The sequence below is a fragment of the Halobaculum sp. EA56 genome, from assembly GCF_051195075.1.
Taxonomy (GTDB): domain Archaea; phylum Halobacteriota; class Halobacteria; order Halobacteriales; family Haloferacaceae; genus Halobaculum.
This window is the reverse complement of sequence record NZ_JBNTJX010000005.1, coordinates 242,916-260,591: the sequence shown is the minus strand read 5'-3', so window position 1 is coordinate 260,591 and position 17,676 is coordinate 242,916. Positions and strand designations below refer to the sequence as shown.

16 protein-coding genes are annotated in these 17,676 nt (G+C 71.9%); 5 read left to right on the top strand and 11 right to left on the bottom strand.

What is annotated here, in order from left to right:
* Position 1 precedes the first annotated feature (1 nt).
* The 6 genes from ACQUQ1_RS11000 to wecB form a co-directional block, all read right to left on the bottom strand.
* Positions 2-1,183 carry a 4Fe-4S dicluster domain-containing protein gene (locus ACQUQ1_RS11000; protein ID WP_435064343.1) on the bottom strand — a complete coding sequence of 394 codons (1,182 nt, stop codon included), beginning with the start codon at positions 1,181-1,183 and terminating at the stop codon, positions 2-4.
* On the bottom strand, positions 1,183-4,401 hold the full coding sequence (locus ACQUQ1_RS10995) for a molybdopterin-containing oxidoreductase family protein (RefSeq protein WP_435064342.1): 3,219 nt from the start codon (positions 4,399-4,401) through the stop codon (positions 1,183-1,185). Before ACQUQ1_RS10995 ends, ACQUQ1_RS11000 begins: the two co-directional genes overlap by 1 nt.
* A 190-nt stretch (positions 4,402-4,591) precedes the next feature.
* On the bottom strand, positions 4,592-5,017 hold the full coding sequence (locus ACQUQ1_RS10990; protein ID WP_435064341.1) for a pterin cluster protein: 426 nt from the start codon (positions 5,015-5,017) through the stop codon (positions 4,592-4,594).
* Between the two features lie 87 nt (positions 5,018-5,104).
* Positions 5,105-6,334: a TIGR04347 family pseudo-SAM/SPASM protein gene (locus tag ACQUQ1_RS10985; protein WP_435064340.1), complete on the bottom strand. Its 1,230-nt coding sequence runs from the start codon at positions 6,332-6,334 to the stop codon at positions 5,105-5,107.
* Positions 6,331-6,684, bottom strand: coding sequence for an Htur_1727 family rSAM-partnered candidate RiPP (locus ACQUQ1_RS10980; RefSeq protein ID WP_435064339.1), 354 nt, complete (start codon positions 6,682-6,684; stop codon positions 6,331-6,333). Before ACQUQ1_RS10980 ends, ACQUQ1_RS10985 begins: the two co-directional genes overlap by 4 nt.
* A 114-nt stretch (positions 6,685-6,798) precedes the next feature.
* Entirely contained in the window at positions 6,799-7,953 is a 1,155-nt protein-coding gene (gene wecB, locus ACQUQ1_RS10975; RefSeq protein ID WP_435064338.1) for a non-hydrolyzing UDP-N-acetylglucosamine 2-epimerase, read from the bottom strand.
* Between the two features lie 254 nt (positions 7,954-8,207).
* Here wecB and ACQUQ1_RS10970 point away from each other — a divergent pair, with 254 nt between their 5' ends.
* From ACQUQ1_RS10970 to ACQUQ1_RS10955, 4 genes are read left to right on the top strand one after another with little or no spacing between them, the layout of a single operon-like run.
* Positions 8,208-9,755 carry a DolP-mannose mannosyltransferase gene (locus ACQUQ1_RS10970; protein ID WP_435064337.1) on the top strand — a complete coding sequence of 516 codons (1,548 nt, stop codon included), beginning with the start codon at positions 8,208-8,210 and terminating at the stop codon, positions 9,753-9,755.
* The gene (locus ACQUQ1_RS10965) at positions 9,752-10,813 is read left to right on the top strand and encodes a Gfo/Idh/MocA family protein (RefSeq protein WP_435064336.1); all 1,062 of its coding nucleotides are present in this window, start codon (positions 9,752-9,754) and stop codon (positions 10,811-10,813) included. Before ACQUQ1_RS10970 ends, ACQUQ1_RS10965 begins: the two co-directional genes overlap by 4 nt.
* The gene (locus tag ACQUQ1_RS10960) at positions 10,810-11,805 is read left to right on the top strand and encodes a hypothetical protein (protein WP_435064335.1); all 996 of its coding nucleotides are present in this window, start codon (positions 10,810-10,812) and stop codon (positions 11,803-11,805) included. Before ACQUQ1_RS10965 ends, ACQUQ1_RS10960 begins: the two co-directional genes overlap by 4 nt.
* Entirely contained in the window at positions 11,798-12,760 is a 963-nt protein-coding gene (locus tag ACQUQ1_RS10955; RefSeq protein ID WP_435064334.1) for an NAD-dependent epimerase/dehydratase family protein, read from the top strand. The genes ACQUQ1_RS10960 and ACQUQ1_RS10955 overlap by 8 nt, the downstream gene beginning before the upstream one ends.
* Positions 12,761-12,821: 61 nt before the next feature.
* Here ACQUQ1_RS10955 and ACQUQ1_RS10950 read toward each other — a convergent pair whose 3' ends face one another.
* Together ACQUQ1_RS10950 and ACQUQ1_RS10945 are read right to left on the bottom strand one after the other, a co-directional pair.
* Positions 12,822-13,283, bottom strand: coding sequence for a hypothetical protein (locus tag ACQUQ1_RS10950; RefSeq protein ID WP_435064333.1), 462 nt, complete (start codon positions 13,281-13,283; stop codon positions 12,822-12,824).
* Positions 13,284-13,492: 209 nt separating this feature from the next.
* Positions 13,493-13,618 carry a hypothetical protein gene (locus ACQUQ1_RS10945; RefSeq protein ID WP_435064332.1) on the bottom strand — a complete coding sequence of 42 codons (126 nt, stop codon included), beginning with the start codon at positions 13,616-13,618 and terminating at the stop codon, positions 13,493-13,495.
* A 224-nt stretch (positions 13,619-13,842) separates the two neighbouring features.
* On the opposite strand from ACQUQ1_RS10945, the gene ACQUQ1_RS10940 reads away from it, so the two are divergent.
* Positions 13,843-14,265, top strand: coding sequence for a hypothetical protein (locus tag ACQUQ1_RS10940; protein WP_435064331.1), 423 nt, complete (start codon positions 13,843-13,845; stop codon positions 14,263-14,265).
* Between the two features lie 356 nt (positions 14,266-14,621).
* On the opposite strand, the gene ACQUQ1_RS10935 is transcribed toward ACQUQ1_RS10940, so the two are convergent.
* The 3 genes from ACQUQ1_RS10935 to glmS form a co-directional block, all read right to left on the bottom strand.
* The gene (locus tag ACQUQ1_RS10935; protein WP_435064330.1) at positions 14,622-14,906 is read right to left on the bottom strand and encodes an ArsR family transcriptional regulator; all 285 of its coding nucleotides are present in this window, start codon (positions 14,904-14,906) and stop codon (positions 14,622-14,624) included.
* Between the two features lie 111 nt (positions 14,907-15,017).
* Complete coding sequence (locus ACQUQ1_RS10930) at positions 15,018-15,533, bottom strand: DUF7344 domain-containing protein (RefSeq protein WP_435064329.1); 516 nt, start codon at positions 15,531-15,533, stop codon at positions 15,018-15,020.
* Between the two features lie 180 nt (positions 15,534-15,713).
* Positions 15,714-17,537 carry a glutamine--fructose-6-phosphate transaminase (isomerizing) gene (gene glmS, locus ACQUQ1_RS10925; RefSeq protein ID WP_435064328.1) on the bottom strand — a complete coding sequence of 608 codons (1,824 nt, stop codon included), beginning with the start codon at positions 17,535-17,537 and terminating at the stop codon, positions 15,714-15,716.
* Positions 17,538-17,676 lie beyond the last annotated feature (139 nt).

Sequence of the window (17,676 nt, the reverse complement as noted above, 5' to 3'; positions counted from 1 at the left end):
CTCACGGCTGGTTGGTCCACTGTTCGCCCTCGCGGACCTCCATGGGCTCCTCGATGGGCATGTCGACGACCTTCTTCCCCTTGCGGTCCCACCCCTTCACGCGGTTCTCCTTCACCCGGTACGTCTCGATGAGCCGGGTGGTCGCGCCGAACAGCTGGAGGATGCCGAGCACGTGGTGGCTCGGGTCGCGGGCGCGCTGCTGGATTATCTTCACCGACTCCTCGTAGGTGGAACCCGGCCAGTCGTTGCGCTTCTCCTCGACGTTCGGCGTGAACATCTGGGTGAGGAACTCCGGGGGCACGTGATACGGCGGCATGTAGAACACCTGCGGCCGGGTGCCGAACTGGGGGTACAGCGGGAGCGCGACCTTCTCGTCGGACTTGACGAGGTAGTTGATCGGCGAGCGGCCGTCGGCCGCCGAGGAGACGCCGTTCGGGTGGCCCGCGTCCGGCCCGCGGTTGATGTTGCCGTGCAGGCGCGTCTTCCCGATGCACGAGGAGACGCATCGCGGGACGTTGCCGTCCTCGATGCGGGGGAAGCAGCCGACGGGCTTCTCGGTGATGCCCGTCTCGGGGTTGTACATCGGCTTGTGGTACGGGCACGCCTTCACGCACCGGCGGTACCCCCGGCACCGCTCCTGGTCGAGCAGGACGATGCCGTCCTCCTCGCGCTTGTAGACCGCCTGCCGCGGACACGCCGCCAGGCAGGCGGGGTTCTTGCAGTGGTTGCACAGGCGCGGCAGGTAGAACTGCCACATGTCGTGGTACTGCTCCTCGTGGGGGTCGGACTCGACCACCTCGCCGGTCGGGTACTCCCCGTGGGACTGGTCGTCGCCGAGGGCGGGGTACTCCCACTCCTCCTTGGCGGCGACGTACCCGCGGACCTGCTCGCCGTCCTCGGCGGCCTCGAATATCGTCTCGTTCGCGTCGAGGTCGTCGAGCAGGCGCATGTCCCAGCCCATCGGGTAGCCGCCGTACGGCTCGGTCTCGACGTTCATCCACCACATGTACTCCTCGCCCTCGCCGCTGGTCCAGGTGGACTTGCACGCGAACGAGCAGGTGTTGCAGTTGATGCACCGGTTCGTGTTGATCACCATCCCCCAGTGCCAGTCGCGCTCCTCCTCGCGGTGCTCGTAGGGGTAGCTGTGCTCGCGGCCCAGTTGCGGGTTGTAGGTCTGCGGCATCAGGAGTCACCTCCGCTGTCGCCGTCGGCGTCGGCGTCTCGTCCGCCGTCCGTCTGCAGCGTTCCGCCGACGTAGTCGCTCACGAGGTCGTCCTTCCGGGCGTCGCCGGGCCACCAGTCCGCCTCCTCGTACTTCTCGACGGTGACGAGGTCGTCGCGGTTCGTTCCCGTCGGCGCCCAAACCGTCTCCTCGTAGCCCGCCTCCAGCGTGGCGCCGTGCCACGCGAGGTCCTCCTCGACCTGCTCGGAGATGTTGGGGTCGCCGAACACCCCCTTGTGGACGAGGTCGTCGGTCTCCTGGGCGGGGTCGAGCCAGATGTTGGTCGTGACGTTGTACCCAGTGATCGAGTCGTCGTTCTCCTCGTCGTCCGGGAAGTGCTGGGGCCACCAGCCGTGCCAGATGGTGAGCTGGCCCATGTCGCCGGCCGAGCGGGGGCGCTGGCGCTCGCTCACCATCGCGCGCACGACCAGGTCGCCCCGCTTGCCCGTGATGCGGACGTAGTCGCCGTTCTCCACGTCGATGTCGGCGGCGTCCTCGGGGTGGATCTCGACGAAGGCCTCGCCCAGCGGCGGCGCGTCGTTCGTCTCGCCGTCGCCGGCGGGGAACGAGAAGTCGTCGACGAGCCGCTCGGTCCCCTCGGGGTCGGCGTTGGTCGACCCGAAGTCCCGGCTGGACCACACGAGGTTCCAGTCGGTCATCCCCCACGAGGAGTGGGTGCGGTACTTCGGGTGGGGGGTGTTGTAGTAGAACTGGTACCCCTGGTCGTGGTACAGCGGGTTCTCCTCGTCCTTGGCCTCCTCCCACTTCGCGTTCGTCCCGTAGGGGGTCCCCTCGGGGCTCTCGAAGTGGTCGAGGTCGGCCCGGCCGAGTTCGAGGAAGCGGTCCTCCTCCTTGTGGAACTCCATGCGACCCGTCTTGGTGTAGAAGGGCCGGTCCTCGTGGATCTGCGAGTAGAACGGCACCCGCGGGTACGTCTTGAGCTGGAGCCGGACGGGCCCGTCCTCGATGTCCTCGACGTCGATGTCGCGGGTGGTCATCCCGGCGTCGAGCGCCTCCTGGATGTAGGTGCGGACGTCCCCGTCGTCGTCGAGGAACTCCGCGAAGTACTCGCGGTAGGAGTCGACGTTCCGTTCCTCGGGCGGGATCTTCTCGTCGAGCTTCTCGGCGACGAGCGCGCAGATCTCCCCGTCCTGCTTGGTGTCGTAGATGGGGTCCATCACCCCGCTGTCCATGTGCAGGAAGGGGTTCTCCGGGCCGACGGTGATGTCGGGGTACTCGCACTCCAGCCACGAGGGCACCGGCAGGACGATGTCGGCGTGCCGGGCGGAGTACGTCATGTGCATGTCCGAGACGACGAACAGCTCGTTGCCCGTGTCGGGGTGTTTGACGAAGTTCTCGACGACGTGCTCCTGGTGTTTCGTCTGGTTCAGGAGGTTGCAGTTCATCGTCCACAGCACCGCCGGCCGCGACATCGTGTAGGAGTCGGCCCCCTCCGGGATCACGGGCTCGTCGGCGTCCCCCTGCGGGACGAGGTCGAGGTCGCGGTCGAAGTCGCCGCGGACGTCGTGTGGGTCGAGCGTCTCCCCGCCGAAGAACGCGAACGCGTAGCCGGGGTACATCCCGTGGGCCGAGTGCCCGTCGGGGTTGACGTAGGCGGGGTAGCCGTCGAGGAGTTCGATCTTGTACTGGCCGGAGTAGTTGTAGTAGCCCGCCCCGCGTTTCCCGACGTTCCCCAGCATCGACTGGACGAAGAAGATGGTGCGCTGGAGGGAGTCGTTGGAGTGGAACCAGTGGTTGATCCCCTCGCCGGTGAACCACTGGCCCTTCTCGGCGGCCGCGAACTCCCGGGCGGTCTTCCGGAGCGCGTCCGCCGGGATAGTCGTGATGTCCTCGACGGTCTCGGGGTCGTAGCTGTCGAGGATGTTGTCGGCCTGCCGCGCGAAGTCCGACCGGACGGCGACCGCGGACCCGTCCGCGAGAGTCACCTCGGTGTCGACCCGCAGGCGGGCGTCCGCCGGCGTCTCCTCGCCCACCTCCTCGCGCGCGACCGCGACCGGGTCGCCGTCGCCGTCGAGCGCGACGAAGTCGCCCCAGTCGCCGTCGCCGCCGTGGTGGGCGACGCCCGCCTCCCCCTCGGTCCCCCCCTCGGGGGGCTCGTGGTCCGCGAACACCTCGTGGGCGCGGAGGTACTTGCCCGTGTCCTCGCGGACGAGCAGCGGGAGGCTCGTGAACTGCCGCATGAACTCGGGGTCGTACAGCTCCTCGTCGATGATCACGTACGCGACGCCGAGCGCGAAGGCGGCGTCGCTGCCGGGGCGGACGGGGAGCCAGCGGTCGCACTTCTGGACCGTCGGCGAGTAGTCGGGGTAGACCCCGACCATCGTGCCGCCGCGCTCGCGGGTCTCCTGGAGCCAGTGGTTGTCCGCGAGCTTGTTGTGGATGAGGTTCTTCCCCTGCATGATCGTGTAGTCGGCCTGCCGCCAGGCGGCGGCGTCGGCGTCGGAGGTCTGGTACCCCGTCGTGATCACGTGCCCCGGGGGCAGGTCGGCGTACCAGTCGTACTCGGTCCACTCGCAGCCGCCGAAGATCGAGGCCAGGCGGCGGCCGGCGCCGTGGCGGGTGATCAGCCCGTCGGCCTTGATGGCGTTGAACACGTGGAAGCGCTTCTCGTCCTCCAGGCTCGCCATCTTCTCGGCGATGAGGTCGATCGCCTCCTCCCAGGAGACGCGCTCGAACTCGTCCTCGCCGCGGCCCTCGGGGTTGGGGCCCTCGGGGTCCCACCCCTTGCGCACGAGCGGGTACTTGATCCGGCTCGGCTCGAACGTCCGGCGGTGGAGGGTGAGCCCCTTCATGCACCCCCGGGGGTTCCAGTGGCGGCTGACGCCGGCCTCCTCGTACCCGCCGGGGGAGCCGGGGCCGGGACTGCCCTCCTCCTCGTGGTAGATCTGCTCGGCGCGGATGGGCACGCCGTTCTTCATGTAGAAGTTGAGCGCGCACGACTGCGTGCAGTTGGGGTGACAGACCGTCCAATCGACCTTGTCGTACGCGTAGATGTCGTGGTACACCTCCTCCCAGTCGCGGTTGGGGTACGACTTGAGCGGGTTGTCGACCGAGGTCACCGGGTCCACCGACTGGGTGGCGGCCCACCCGCTGGAGACGAGCGTCGAGACCGCGCCGGCGGCCGCGGCCGTGACGAAGTCGCGTCGGGTCAGCTCCACGCCGGGTCACCTCCGTCGGGGTTCGGACGCATACCCGTGCGTTGTACCCTGATCACCACAACCCACCCACCCGGTTCCGAGCCCCTGGGGACGCCCCCGAACACGTTCATCCGTCCGTCATAAAGGATCGTGTAGGACACGGGCCGGGGACGGCGGCGCGACCGGCCTGCCGGCGCCCGCGCCCGCCCGCTCAGCAGCAGAACATGAACGGGTACATCAGCGCGACGCGGTCGCCGTCCTCCAGCTCCGCGTCGAAGCCGCCGAGGTGCTCGTTGAACCGGCCGTTGATGCAGATGCGGGCGAACGCCCGGGTTCGCTCGCCCTCGGGGTTGGCGGTGAAGTCGTCCGGAAGCTCCTCGGGCTGCGGCGCCCAGCCGTTCGCCACCTCGTCCTCGGGGACCTCCCCGAACAGGAGGTGCTCGACGTCGAACTCGTCCAGGAAGGCGTCGAGGAAGTCGCCGAGCGTGTCGCCCTCGAAGGTGTACTCGAAGCGGTGCTCGGGAAGCGCGTCGTACAGCCGGCCGGTCCCCTTCACCTCCACGGTCGTCTCGGCCCGCGCCTCGGCGTCCGCTTCCGCCTCGGACCGCGCGGCGCGGTCGGCGTCGACTGAACTCATACGCGATGGTTCGTCCGGACGGCCCCTGAGGACGGTCCCGAACATGTTCTCGACCTGCGGGGATCCGGGGCGGGCGTCCGGCGAGGGTCAGTCGGCCGTCGACGGCGGGGAGCCGCTCCCGCCGGTGTCGGGGTCGACCGCGTCCGGGCCGGCCCGCTCGGCGGGCGTGAGGTAACACTGCGGGTCGCGCGCGCCGAACTCGCCCTCGACGGTGAGCGCGCGCAGCCGGGAGGCGCCGCGGCAGATGTCCGAGTAGGCGCACCCGCGGCACTCCGCGCCGAGGCTGTCGGGGCGGTCGCGCAGGCGGCCGAGCAGGGGGTTCGACTCGTCCTCCCAGATGTCGCCGAACGGACGGTCCCGGACGTTGCCCAGCGAGTAGGACTGCCAGAACTGGGTCGCGTGGACGTTCCCCTGGTAGTCGATGTCGGCGACGCGCTCGCCGGCGGGGTCGCCGCCGTTCACCTCCAGGTAGCGGCGGACGCGCTCGGCGCGCTCGGGGCCGAACTCCCGGCGGGCGTACGCCACGAGGTAGGCGGCGTCGCAGTAGTTGCCCACGAGCAGCGTCTCTATCTCCTCGCCGGCCTCGTGGTACTCCCGGGTGAGGTCGATCAGGCGCTCGACGGCCTCGCGGCGCGCCCCCGGCGTGATGTCGGCGTCCGGGACCCCCCGGCCGCCGTACGCGAGGTGGTAGAAGCAGAAGCGGTCGACGCCCACGTCCGTGAGCAGGTCGACCACCTCCTCCATGTCGGGGACGGTCGCCTCGGTGACCGTGTACCGGAGGCCGGTCTTGAGGCCCACGTCGAGACAGGACTCGATGCCCCGGATCGCGGCGTCGAAGGCGCCCTCCTGCCCCCGGAAGTCGTCGTTCACCTCGCGGCGGCCGTCGACCGAGACGCCGGCGTACGCGAGGCCGGCGTCCCGGAGGTCGCGGGCACGCTCGCGGGTGAGCAGGGTGCCGTTCGTCGAGAGGACCGGCCGCAGGCCGGCGTCGTTCGCGTGGGCGACTAGTTCCTCCAGGTCCTCGCGGACGAGGGGTTCGCCGCCCGAGAAGAGGACGACCGGGACGCCGTAGTCGGCGAGTTCGTCCAGCATCCCCTTCGCCTCGGCCGTCGAGAGCTCGCCCGGGGCGGCGCCCACGTCGGCGCCGGCGTAGCAGTGGGCACACGAGAGGTTGCACCGCTTGGTGCCGTTCCAGACGACGACCGGGCGGCGCTGTCTCCGCTCGCGGATCTGCTCGGCCGAGGAGTCGCCGTCGCCGTAGCGGAGCCCGTCGCCCTCGGCGTCGAGCCCGTACAGGAGCTTGCTGACGGAGATCACGGCTCGACACCCCCGGGCGGGGCGGCGCGGTCGCCGTCGGACGCGTCCCCCCGGTCGCGTCCGCCGTCGGTCCCCGTCTCGCTCATCGTCCCGTCGCTGTCGTGCGAGTAGGCAGCTCCTAACGTCCGTTCGTCGAAGCGTTCGACCAGGTCGCTCCGACAGAGCCACAGGGCGACCGCGTCGGGGAACAGCGTGTCGGCGTGCTCGTGGGCCACCTCGGAGGTGGGCGCGGTGACGCTCCCGACGTGTCGCAGCGGTTCCTCGGTCGTCCCGCGGCGGAACACCTCCCACTCGGGCGCGTCGTCCGCGCGGGGGGCGTCCGTCCGCGTGCGCCGGTCGGTGTCGTCCATCGGGCGCAGGGACGAGCGGCTCCCCTAACGTCGCCCGCGCCGACTCCCAGCGCGTGGGAATCGGCGCAAGGCCGCGGCCGTCGAACGACCGCCCCGCCGGCGGTCGGAGGGGTCCTACTCGGCGGGCGACTCGACGACCTCCTCGACGGCGTCGGCGTCGAGTTCCGGCTCCTCGTGGTCGAGCCGGTGGGCGAGCAGCCGGACGATGCGCTCGCCGGCCCGGCCGTCGCCGTAGAGGTCGCGCGCGCCGGTCATCGCGGCCCGCCTGTCGGGGTCGTACACCAGGCTCCTGAGTTCCCCGCCGATCGCGTCCGGCTCGACGAGGACGTTCACCCCCGCCTCGACCGTCTCCGGCCGCTCGGTGTTCGGCCGGACCGTGAGACACGGCACCGACAGCAGGCTCGCCTCCTCCTGGACGCCGCCGGAGTCGGTCACGACCGCGGTCGCGCCGTCGAGGAGTCGGAGGAAGTCGAGGTACTCCAGCGGGTCGACGACGCGGAGCGAGCCGCCGCTGCCGTGCCCCGCGCGCCGGAGCGCCTCCTCCGTACGCGGGTGCGCCGGGAAGATCACCGGGACCGGCGCGTCCTCGAGCGCGCTCACGATCCGCCGGAGCCGCGCGGGGTCGTCGACGTTCCGCGGGCGGTGGATCGTCGCGACGACGTACTCCTCGGGGCGCACGCCGAAGCGGTCGAGCACGTCCGAGGAGTCGCGCGCCTCCGCGAGGTTGTCCCGGCAGGCGTCGACGACCGTGTTGCCGGTCACGTACACGTCCTCGGTGACGCCCTCGTTCCTGAGGTTCTCGGCGGCCTCCTCGGTCGGGGCGAACGAGAGCCCCTCGACGTGGTCCGCGAGCACCCGGTTCGTCTCCTCGGGCATCTCGCGGTCGCCGCTGCGGAGCCCCGCCTCGACGTGACAGAACGTCGTTGGACGCTTGCTGGCGGCGATCGCCGCCGCCAGCACTGTGTTGGTGTCCCCCTGCGCGACGGTGTAGGTCGGCTCGTGTTCCTCGAGGAGCTCGCCGATCGCCGTGATGAGTCGGCCGGTCTGCTCGGCGTGGGAGGCGCTCCCGACGCCCAGGTGGACGTCGGGGTCGGGGAGCGAGACAGACTCCCGGAGCCGTTCGCTCAACAGTTCGTCGTAGTGCTGGCCGCTGTGGACGAGGAGCGTCTCGAACCGGTCGCTTCGCTCCAGCGCGTCGACCACGGGCGCGAGCTTGACGAACTCCGGGCGCGTCCCGGCGACCACCATCACCGACTCTGGGGCGTTCATCGGGGTGAGGTCACCGGGGAGCGCGATTTAGTATACGCCGAATACTCGCGACGGCGTCGGGCCCACGGGGGGGACTGTCGCCGTCACGATATCGGTCGGGGGCGAGGAGTCCGGCGAACGCGGTCTCGGCTGCGGAGGACGCCGGAGACGGAGTCTCGGGGGGCCGCCGGACGGCGGTAATCTGGACGTACAGTCGGCCTCGATGTCGTTACGGGGGGTATACTAAACAACGGTCCGAGCCTCGGCGCCTCCGAATGGCAGAGCGACAGGAATTCGGTCTCCCCGACCGGTTCCCGGGCTCCGCCGGGGACGCGATCCCCGGCGCCTGGGTATCGGTCCCCGTGTTCGTGACAGCCCTCCTCCAGGTAACCCTCCTCGCGCGGGTCCTGCTGGCGTACACGCGGCCGCCGATGACGCCGGACGCGGGCGTGTTCCAGCAGATCGGGTGGTACATCGCGCACGGCGGCCGCCTGTACGTCGACACGTGGGACCCGAAGCCGCCGCTGCCGTTCGAGACGACCGCGGCGCTCGCGCTCGTCTCCGGCGGGAACGTGTACGTCCACCACCTGCTCTCGGTGGCGCTGATGGTCCTCGTCGCCTGCGGGATCGTCGCGCTGGTGTGTCTGCTGTGTTTCGACCTGACGGGCGACCGCTACGCGTCGGCGCTCGCGGGGCTGTCGATGCTATTGCTCCCCGGCTTCTTCGTCAGGCCGGTGTACGGCTTCAAGGCGAAGTACCCGCTGCTGCTGGCGGGCCTGCTCGCGGTGTACCTCTACCGGCGCGACCGGCCGGCCCTCGCGGGCGCCGCCGCCGCCGCGAGCGTCGGCTACTGGCAGGGCGCGCTCGTGTTCCCCTGCATCGTCGTCGGCCTCGCGGCGCGGACGCGTGATCCCCGACAGGTGACCCGGGTGGTCGCCGGCGGCGTCGGGTTCGCCGCGCTCGTGGTCCTCCCCGTGGTCGTGCTGTGGCGGTCGGTGCCGGAGATGATCGTCCAGGCGGTGATAGTCCCGCTGGCGCTCCCCGAGGAGGCGTCGCTCCTGGAACACGTTTACGGCGGCGTGATCCACTTCAAGTGGGCGTCGCCGCTCGTGCTCGTCGGGGCGTGGGGGCTCGCCGACCGGGCGCTGGACCTGTACCGACGCGACCTGGGCCCCGTCGTGCGCGAGGACTGGTGGGTGGTCGTCGGGGGCGCGTGGTTCGGCCTGCTCGTGCTGTTCGTCGACTTCGAGATCGGCGGCTACACCGACCTGATCCCGGGACTGGCGTTCGTCGCGCTCGGCGTCGGGATGGCCGCCGCCCGCCTGTCCGGGGATCGGTCCCGGCGGGTGCTCTCGGCGGCGCTCGTCGGGGTCCTGCTCGTGAACGTCGTCGGCCTCGGCTCGATGGGGCTCGTGTTCTCGCCGGTCGAGACGCCCGGCCCGGTGGCGATGGACGAGCTGCGGACGAACGAGCGGGCGGTCGAGAGCCCGTACGTCCCGGACGACACCCCGGACGTCCGGTACCTGTACTGGACCGGGCGCGAGCCGGAGACGTGTCACTACCGGCTCTCGCTGATGGAGGCTCGGTGGCTCCGGATGACGAACGGCGGTCCGTCGGAGGGGTGCAGCGACCTGGGGACGGCGCTGTCCGCGCTGCGCGACCGCGGCGATCGCGGGACGGACGCCGTCTCGACGCCGATAGCGACCGCATACCGAAATGGGCCGGAGCGAAGCGTCCGGGTACGACCACCACGTGATAACCATGCACGACACGAGCGACACTGGCCGACGGCCACCGCCGGAGGCGGGGGGAACGGGCGATGACTGACCGGCTCGACCTGGGGATCCTCGGCCTCGGCAACGTCGGCACCGTCCACCTCCAGTCCGCGCGGGCGATGGACGGTGTCGAGGTACGCGCCGTCGCCGACGCCGTTCCCGAGAACCGGCGCCGCGCGCGCCGCTTCGGCGTCGCGGACACGTACGACGACTACGGCGACCTCCTCGCGTCGGCGTCCGTGGACGCCGTCGTCGTCGCGCTCCCGCCGTTCCTCCACGAGGACGCCGTCGTCCGGGCCGCGGAGGCCGGGGTCGACGCGTTCGTCGAGAAGCCGTTCGCGACCGACCTCGCGTCGGCCGACCGGATGCTGGCGGCGGCCGAGGACGCGGACGTGTCGCTCGGCGTCGACCACACGATCCGCTACTTCCCGTCCGTCGTCGAGATGAAGCGCGTCTACGACGAGGGGCGCCTCGGGCACGTCCCCATGGCGAGCATCGGCCGCGTGAACAACTGGCCCTTCGAGCGGCCGCCGGCGACGCGGGCGGTCCCGGACTGGCGCCTCGACGCCGACGCGACCGGCGGGGGCGCCCTGCTGGACCTGGGCGTGCACCTGTTCGACGTGCTAGAGTGGTTCTTCGGCGAGCTGACCGTCGAGCACGCCTCGACGGACAGACAGCTGAACCTCCCGTACGAGGACACCGCCGTCGTCGTCCTGAAGTCGGCCGAGACGGGCACGCTCGCGACGCTGCAGTGCGGCTTCTTCCAGTGGGAGGAGCCCCCGGACCTCAACATGCGGTTCCGGCTCGACGGCGTCGCCGACGCGCTCCACGACGGCGAGTACGTCCCCGACAACCTCCCGGTCCACGCCGCGAAGTCCGCGCTGTCGAACACCTGGCGCCGCGTGACCGGACGCGACCCCGAGTACTTCGGACCGACGTACTACTATCGGGCGCACTACCGGGCGCTCGGCGACTTCGTGGAGGCCGTCCGCACGGGCGAGCGGCCGCCGGTGGGCGGGGCCGAGGGGCGCCGCACCGTGGAACTCGTCGAACGGGCCTACGAGGCGGCCGGCCTCGACCGCGAGCGCGAGGTGGCGGCGCCGTGAGCGCGTCCTGGGACGGCACGCGGGTCGTCGGCGTCGGCGTGGATAGCTCGCCCGGCGTCGCGGACGAACGCGCCGACGCCGCGCTCGCGGACGCGCTCGACGGGTTCCCGCTGCCGGAGACGCTCGACGACGCCGGCCTGGTCCTCCTCCTGCCCGACACGGGCTACCCCCACCACCCGAGCACCGGGGCCGTCACGGACCCCGCGGTGGTGCGGGCGCTCGCGGCCCGGATCCGCCGGACGGCTGACCCCGACCGTGTCCTCGTCGGCGTCGCCGGCGACGGGCAGGTGGGCGACCGGCGGACCGCGGAGCTGCTCGGCTACGGCGCCCCGGCCGCGGACCCGGAGACGGCGGGGCGCGGGGCGGAGGCCGCGGAGCCGGGCTCCCGCCACCGCGACGGCGACGACGCGGACGCGACCGCGCCGGCCGTCGTCGCCCGCGAGGACCTCGACGCGAGCGAGCGGACCGTCGAGACCCACCTCGGTCGGGTCGCGGTCGAGGTGCCCGCGCTGCTGGAGGCCGCGACGGTGGTCGTCGTTCCCTCGTTGCGGATCGCCCCGGATCTCCGGCTCGCGGGCGCGTCGGCGACGCTCGGGCGGTGGCTCGCCGGGGGCCGGCCCTCGGCACCGGAGGCCGCCGCGGGCGCCGCCGCGGTCGGGGCGGCGGCGACGGTCGTCGACGCGACGACCGCCTACGCGGGCCACCCGCTCGCGACCGGCGTCCTGTTCGGCGGCGCGGCGACGACGGCCGTCGACGCGACCGCCGCGTCGCTGTTCGGGTGGGACGCCGACGACGTGCCGTACCTCCCGCCGGGCGCCGCCGCCGTCCCGATCGAGGGGGTCGACGCGGACGCCCTGCGTCGGTCGCTCCCGCGGAAGCCGTCCGAGGAGTCGGGCGAACCGGGGGAGGCGATGGCGACGGCCTACCGGGCGTACGCCCGCGTGACGGGGGACGTCGTCCCGCCGCAGTTCATCGGGGGCGACGATGCCTGAGGCGCTCGTCACGGGAGCGACCGGCTTCCTCGGGACGCGGCTGTGTCGCCGCCTCGACGACCGCGGCTGGTCGGTGACCGCCACCCGCCGGGACGGCTCGGACGTGAGCGCGCTCGCCGACGTGGACGTCGAGTGGGTGTACGCGGACGTCCTCGACCCGGAGGCCGTCAGCGAGGCCGTCGACGGCCACGACCGGGTGTTCCACCTCGCGGGCGTGGGACTGGCGGCCGCGGACGCCGAGACCGTCCGCCGGGTGAACGAGGAGGGCACGCGGACGGTCGTCGACGCCTGCGAGCGCGCCGGCGTCGAGCGCCTGGTGTTCACCAGCACCGCCGGCACCCGCCGACGCGACGACGGGACCCCCGCCGACGAGACGGACCGCGCCGAGCCCATCGGCGCCTACCAGGAGTCGAAGGCGGCCGCCGAGGCCGTCGTGGACCGCGCCGCCGAGCGGGGGCTGGACGCGGTGACGGTCCACCCGACGTCCGTGTTCGGCCCCGGCGACGAGGAGTTCACGGCGCGGCTCCTCACGCTGGCGCTCGACCCGAAGATGGTCGCGTACCTGCCGGGCGGGGCGAGCTTCGTCTCGCTCGACGACGCGGTCGACGGGATCCTCGCTGCGATGGAGCACGGGTCCGCGGGCGAACACTACGTCCTCGGCGGGGAGAACCTCACCTACGGCGAGGCGCTCGGCGTCATCGCCGAGCACGGCGACGGGCGCGGCCCGAGCGTCCGGGTGCCGCCGGCGGCGATCCACGCGGCCGGGCCCGTCGTCGGCGCCGTCAACGAGCTCGCGGGGCTGCGGCTGTTCCCGTTCGACGCGGAGATGGCCCGCCTCGCGACGCGGCGGCTGTTCTACTCCTCGGCGAAGGCCGAGCGCGACCTCGGCTACGCGGCGCGGCCGCTCTCGGCACACGTAGAGGAGGCGATCGAGTGGTATCGCGAGAAGGCGTAGCGCCGAGGAGCTACCGACGGACGGCGGGAGACGCCCGCCGCCGGCCGGCCGTTCGCTGACCCTACACCGAGAGGTGGAGCACGAGCCCGTCGGTTCCGACCACGGCCGGCTGTGCGTCCGGCTCGAAGGTGATCACGAGCGCGCCGACGGGCCGCGAGTACTCGCTCGCGTGGTACCCGCCGTCGCTGAGCCGCGTCGTCTCCTCGAGCAGCGGCGTGGTCACCAGCTCGTTCACCGAGCGGTAGACGGTCGACAGCGGGATGTCGCCGCGGCGCTGGATCTCCTTGGCCGTGAACGAGTCGTCGCCGAGGACACGGAGCACGTCCCTGCAGGCGTCGCTGTCGAGGACGCCGAGGAGGTCCGCCGCGTCGGTAACCGAACGGTGTTCGGCAGCCTGTTCGGCGGTCTGTTCGCCGGACCCGCCCGTGTCGGCCGCGCCGAACCCCGTCACGGCTTCCCCGCTGTGCGTGCGATCCGCGCCCCCGCCGCTCCCTGTCCGGTCGTGTCCGTCCGAGTGCGCCACATGGCCCGCTGTGCCCCAAGCGACACATTAGTTATTCGCCCGGACATGGCCGGTAATCGCCGCGTTCGGGCCCGACACCCCGGACCGCGGGCGGCGGACGCGCGGCTCGCCGGTCGGGTTCGAAAGAAACGGTGTCGGTTATTTTCGACGGATCGAACGGTCCGCCGTCGGCCGGTTCGTGGCGGGTCGACCCCGCCCGGCACGCGCCGTTATTCCTCGGCCTCTTCCTCGTCTTCCTCCTCGGGTTCGAGGAAGTGGGGTCCCCGCATGTAGCGCGGGGTGTCTGCGAACTTGCGAATCCTCCGCTGCTCCTCCTCCGTGATCCAATCCGGCACGGTTCCCGGTAAGGATCCCCATGTCAAAGTAATGATGACGGTACGGTCGAATAGGTGTCCGTTAACGTCGACCTCAGACCCTCTTCCATCGGATCCGCCGGATCGCGTCGGCCGCCAGCCTCGCGTGCCGATCGGACCGTCACCCGGACCGGGGCCGGCGCCGCGCCGCCCGGACCGAACCGGGTCCATAACGAACTCGCTTCGGACCGGAGCTCCGGCCAGCGATGTCGCAGTCCACGGCCCGTGGATGGCTCGACGAACACGCCGGTCGCGCGGTACGGAGCCGGTGGTCCGTCCGGCGGGCCGGGATCGCGGCGCTCGTGGCGACGAAGGGCGCGGACATCGCCACGACGCTCGTCGGCCTCCGGGTCGTGGAGAACGTCCGCGAGGTGAACCCGATCGCGGCGGCGGCGATCGGGGCGCACGGACCCGTCGTGGGGCTGTTCGCCGTCGCCGCCGCGACGGTGCTGGCTATCGTGCTGTTCGTCGAGGGGACGCTCTCGCTGGCGGCGACGTCGTCGCGGGAGGTGCTCGACGTCGACGGCCGGACCGGACGGGTCGCCTGTTACGGGGCCGGCGCCGCCTGTAACCTGGGGATCGCCGCCTACAACGCGGCCGTCGTCCTGACGGCCGCGCTGGTCGCCTGACGCCGGAACGCTCCCGCCGACGGGCGGAGCGTACGGGACTCTTAACTAAATCCGACGATCCCCTATCGTGGCGTAGGGGAGGACGGATCGGCTTCACCGCCATCTCCCTGACATCCAACGCCTGCTCCCCCTCCTCCCCCTTGCGTACGGACGACCCACAACGCCCACCGACGGGTTCGTGGGGTCGCCTCCGAGGGGTTCGTTCTCGAACGGGAGCGCCGGGGCCGACACCCGTCGAGGTCACGGTCGGCTCGACGGTCGGCGGTCGACGGCTCGGCAGAACAGTCCGCCCGCGACGGCTCCGCGGCCGGCGGGCCCGCTCGACACCTCCGCGGGACGCTCGACCGCGGGACGACTCACTCGGCGAGGTCCTTCGCCCGGATGTCCTCCCAGACCTCCTCGCCCCGGGTGGTGATCCCGTACACCCGCCCCTTCCGGCGGTCCTCCGGGACCAGCAGCTCGGCGAGGTCCTCCTCGCGGAGCGACCCCAGCGCGCGCGAGACGTGCGAGACGGAGAGGTCGACGTCGTCCGCGATCCGGGTCGGCGTCGCCGGCCCCTCGGCCAGGCGGCCGAGGACGGCGACCCGGTGGTCGGAGCTGATGACGTAGCCGATGACGTCCCAGTCGGTCACGGCCGCCACCTCCTGGGCGGGGGCTCGCGTGGCGGCCCCCGTGCGGGGGGCGCCTCGGGCGGGCGTCCGACGGCCGGCGATGCGGTGTCGATTGTCACGGTCGGTGTGGTTCCGTTCATGTTAGGACCGCCGTTCGTATACGTACTGCGCAGCCACGACCGCGCCGAACGCGAGGAAGATGACCAGCCCGACGGCGGTGAGCACCGACGGGGGGACCGCCTCGCCCGCGGCGGCGGCCCCGCCGTACGCGACGAGCCCGACGAGCGCGAGCGCGAGGTAGATGCGCTCCCAGGGCACCTCCCGCTCGTCCTCCTCGGGGAGGTACGCCTCCAGGTCCGACACGGAGGAGGTGAGGCTGACGACCCCCGAGTCGGAGTCGTACTCGACGATCCCGGCCTCCTCGAGCTTGGGGATGTGCGTCTGGTACAGCGAGACGTACACCCGCTTCACCTGCTGGTGGGTCAGGTCCTCCACGTCGGTGTCGTTCTCCCACGCCGCGACCTCGTCGGAGAGGTCGCCGAGTTCGGCCCGGCCGCCCTGCTCGCGCAGGTAACTGATCGTGAACCTGCGCCGGGCGTTGCTCAGGATGTCGTACACCTCGTCCCTGCTCAGTCTGTCTTGGTCTGACGTCGACATTGTCCTCGTCACTCCGACACGGTCAGCTCCCCGCTCGTTCCGACGCCGTCGCCGACGACCGACCCCCGTCCGGCGGGTCGGGGCCCGACCGGTACCGTGGCGGCGGGGCTGTCGGTCGCCGGGGACGGTCGGTTCGGGGCGATCCGTTCGATTCCGGGAGTCGTCGGTCGAGAGGTCGCATCATTCCACTGTCACGCTCTTGGCGAGGTTCCGCGGCTTGTCTATCGAGCGGTCGAGCATGTCCGCGACGTGGTAGGAGACGAGCTGGAGCTGCACGTTCGCGAGCACGCCCGCGAGGTCCGGGTGCACGTCCGGGACGGGCAGGAACTCGTCGACGCCGTTGGCGACGTGGTCGCTCCCCTCGCCGGCGACGCCGATGACGGGCGCCCCGCGCGAGCGCACCTCCTGCACGTTGTTGAGCGTCTTCCCGTCGTGGCGGCCGGTGAACACCGCGAGCACGGGCGTGTTCGGGGTGACCAGCGCCAGGGGGCCGTGTTTCAGCTCCCCGGCGGCGAACCCCTCGGCGTGCTCGTATGTGATCTCCTTGAACTTCAGCGCGCCCTCCAGCGCCACCGGGTAGCCGACCCCGCGGCCGATGAAGAAGCGGCCGTCGTCCCCGTCGACGTACCGCCGCGCGAGCAGCCGCGCGCCCGACTCCGAGAGCACGGTCCCGACGGCGGACGGGAGCCGTCCGAGCGCCTCCAGGACGGCGTCGCGGTCGTCGCTCGGTGAGCCGGTGACGTCGGCGGCGAGCAGTTCCGTCAGCAACACGAGCACCGCCACCTGCGAGGAGAACGTCTTCGTCGCGGCGACGCCGATCTCCGGGCCCGCGCGGATGAACAGCGCGTCGTCGGCCTCCCGCGCGGCGGTCGACCCGACGACGTTCGTCACCGCGAGCGTGCGCGCGCCCCGCCGCCCCGCGCTCCGGAGGGACGCGAGGGTGTCGGCGGTCTCGCCGCTCTGGGTCACCGCGACGACCAGCGTCTCCTCGTCGACCGGGGGCGGAGTGGTCGCGTACTCCCCGCCGGAGAAGGCGTGTGCGGGCACGCCGCGGTCGCGAAGCAGCTGTCGGGCGTAGACGGCGGCGTGATAGGAGGTGCCGCAGGCGAGGAAGTGGACCTCCGAGACGTCCGCGAACGACCCCGACGGGAAGTCCGCGAGGTCGACCGACCCGTCGTCGGCGATCCGACCGCGGATCGCCCGCTCCAGCGCGGCCGGCTGTTCGTTGATCTCCTTGAGCATGTAGTGGTCGTAGCCGTCGCGTTCGGCGTCCTCCGGGGACCAAGACACCGTCTCCGCGTCGCGGTCGGCGGGCCGGCCGTCCGCCGTCGCGATCTCGTGGCCGTCGGGTCCGATCCGCACCACGTCGCCGTCCTCGATGTACACCACCCGCGAGGTGAACTCCAGGAACGAGGGGACGTCGCTCGCGAGGAACCGGCGGCCGCCCTCCTCGTCGACGCCGAGCACGAGCGGCGACCCGCGCCGCGTCGCGAGGACGCCCTCGTGGCCCGCGATCAGGGCGGCGACGGCGTAGCTCCCCTCCAGTCGGTCGGCGGCACGCCGGAACGCCTCCTCGGGCGAGTCCCCGGTCGCGAGCGCCTCCTCGATCAGGTGGGGGACCACCTCGGTGTCCGTCTCGCTGTCGAACTCGTGGCCCGCGGCCGACAGCTCCGCACGGAGGTCCGCGTGGTTCTCGATGATCCCGTTGTGGGCGACGGCGACCCCGCCGGCGCAGTCGGTGTGCGGGTGCGCGTTCTCCCTGGTCGGCGCGCCGTGGGTGCTCCACCGGGTGTGGCCGATCCCGATGCGGCCGGCGATGCCGCGGTCGGCGGCCTCGGCGGACAGGTCGCCGATCCGGCCCCCCCGCTTGAGCACCGAGACGCCGTCGCCGTCGAGCGTCGCGATACCCGCCGAGTCGTACCCGCGGTACTCCAGGTTCTCCAGCCCGGCGAGGACGGTCTCGACGACGTCGTCGTCGCCGACACACGCGGTTATGCCACACATCCCAGTGAACCGTTCCCGCGAGCAGCTCGTCGTTCGTCGGTGCGAGCGTCCGGCTCCCGCTCGTCCGTCCGCCGTGTCGGGTCCGGTCGATGGTGGTGGCTGTGTATCATGATCCGTGCGCGTGTAACGTGCACGCATC

Excerpts from the sequence above, each read along its gene's own strand:
- ACQUQ1_RS11000 (WP_435064343.1), bottom strand. The coding sequence starts at position 1,183 with ATGCCGCAGACCTACAACCCGCAACTGGGCCGCGAGCACAGCTACCCC.
- ACQUQ1_RS10990 (WP_435064341.1), bottom strand. The coding sequence starts at position 5,017 with ATGAGTTCAGTCGACGCCGACCGCGCCGCGCGGTCCGAGGCGGAAGCG.
- ACQUQ1_RS10980 (WP_435064339.1), bottom strand. The coding sequence starts at position 6,684 with ATGGACGACACCGACCGGCGCACGCGGACGGACGCCCCCCGCGCGGAC.
- wecB (WP_435064338.1), bottom strand. The coding sequence starts at position 7,953 with ATGAACGCCCCAGAGTCGGTGATGGTGGTCGCCGGGACGCGCCCGGAG.
- ACQUQ1_RS10970 (WP_435064337.1), top strand. The coding sequence starts at position 8,208 with ATGGCAGAGCGACAGGAATTCGGTCTCCCCGACCGGTTCCCGGGCTCC.
- ACQUQ1_RS10965 (WP_435064336.1), top strand. The coding sequence starts at position 9,752 with ATGACTGACCGGCTCGACCTGGGGATCCTCGGCCTCGGCAACGTCGGC.
- ACQUQ1_RS10955 (WP_435064334.1), top strand. The coding sequence starts at position 11,798 with ATGCCTGAGGCGCTCGTCACGGGAGCGACCGGCTTCCTCGGGACGCGG.
- ACQUQ1_RS10940 (WP_435064331.1), top strand. The coding sequence starts at position 13,843 with ATGTCGCAGTCCACGGCCCGTGGATGGCTCGACGAACACGCCGGTCGC.
- ACQUQ1_RS10930 (WP_435064329.1), bottom strand. The coding sequence starts at position 15,533 with ATGTCGACGTCAGACCAAGACAGACTGAGCAGGGACGAGGTGTACGAC.
- glmS (WP_435064328.1), bottom strand. The coding sequence starts at position 17,537 with ATGTGTGGCATAACCGCGTGTGTCGGCGACGACGACGTCGTCGAGACC.